Here is a 471-nt window from a genome sequence, read left to right as displayed (position 1 = left end):
GCGAACACCGGGAAACGCTCCGCCAGCTCACGACCCATACCGACCCGCTGCGCACCCTGACCCGCGAACAGCACGGCCAACTTCCCACCGGACCCACTCCCGGTCACCACACCCGGCGCCTGGACACCATCGGCCAGCGCACGCAGACCCGCCACCAACTCATCCCGATCGACACCGACGATGACCGCGCGCTGTTCCATGCGGGCGCGACCGGTCGCCAGCGTCCGCGCCACCTCGGCCGGGACGGCCTCGGGGTGGGTTCGGGTCCACGTCTCCAGCCGGCTCGCCTGACCGGCCAGCGCCTCGGCGGTCTTGGCCGAGAGCAGCCAGGGCACCACCGGCGGCGCCGCCTCTGCGTCAGCAATGGCCGTATCCGTGCCGGGCTCCGCGGGCTCCGGGCCCTCCTGGAGGTCCGCCACGCCGCCCTGTTCGATGATGACGTGCGCGTTGGTGCCGCTCACGCCGAAGGAC

General features: G+C 72.8%; 1 protein-coding gene. It reads right to left on the bottom strand.

Annotation, left to right across the window (positions count from 1 at the left end):
• Positions 1 to 461 (bottom strand): KS-MAT linker domain-containing protein (locus IEY93_RS38935; RefSeq protein ID WP_444544681.1); only part of this gene is annotated, 461 nt, incomplete at its 3' end.
• Positions 462 to 471 lie beyond the last annotated feature (10 nt).

The sequence above is a fragment of the Sphaerisporangium melleum genome, from assembly GCF_014646695.1.
GTDB lineage: Bacteria > Actinomycetota > Actinomycetes > Streptosporangiales > Streptosporangiaceae > Sphaerisporangium > Sphaerisporangium melleum.
Note: the sequence above shows the minus strand (reverse complement) of the source record. Positions and strands in the feature narration are given on the sequence as shown.